This is a genomic window from Candidatus Weimeria sp. HCP3S3_B5 (genome assembly GCF_052064335.1).
GTDB lineage: Bacteria > Bacillota > Clostridia > Lachnospirales > Lachnospiraceae > Weimeria.
In genome coordinates this window covers 1-602 of the sequence record NZ_JBQHVU010000072.1, presented here as the reverse complement: position 1 = coordinate 602, position 602 = coordinate 1, and the positions used below count along the sequence as shown (strand labels likewise).

At 43.5% G+C, this 602-nt stretch carries 1 rRNA gene; it reads left to right on the top strand.

Annotated features, from left to right (window positions below):
- The first annotated feature begins 4 nt into the window (after positions 1-4).
- Positions 5-123 (top strand): 5S ribosomal RNA (gene rrf, locus ACTNCK_RS11770).
- Positions 124-602 lie beyond the last annotated feature (479 nt).

Here is a 602-nt window from a genome sequence, read left to right as displayed (position 1 = left end):
AATTTCCGGTGTCGATGCGTCTGTGGGGAACACCCGTTATACATCCCGAACACGATGGTTAAGACACAGACGGCCGATGGTACTATGCTGGTAACGGCATGGAAGAGCAGGTGGATGCCGGAATTAATTAAAAAATAAGGTTTAGGGCTTGGGTGCTAGAGATTAGTGTTTAGGAACCCGGATCTGATGAGTATATAGCTGCCATGCAGCGATTGCCATTGTTGGTGATCAGGACAGTCAGGAGACTGAAGGCCCTGATGACTGACAAAGTCAGTCAGATAAGTACCTTGAAAACTTCATACAGAATCTTAGATTTTTTGTAAATCGAGCTGAGGTCATTCGCAACGCAAAGCGTTGCTCATGAGAGCTATCGCTCAATCATCAGTCTGAAGTTGCTTCTTATGGAAGCAAGCTTTTTGGCGAAGTGCTTCAGTCTGATGACTCAGCTCGTAGACAATCAAATATCTAATGCAATGTTTAGTATTTCTATAAAGAAATGCAAAGACATCCGAGAAAAACCAAAGAGGTCTTCCAGATGAAAATCTGGAAAGAACACAAATGCTTTTTAAGCAAGAGGCGCTATCGCTAGCGCCAGAGAATCA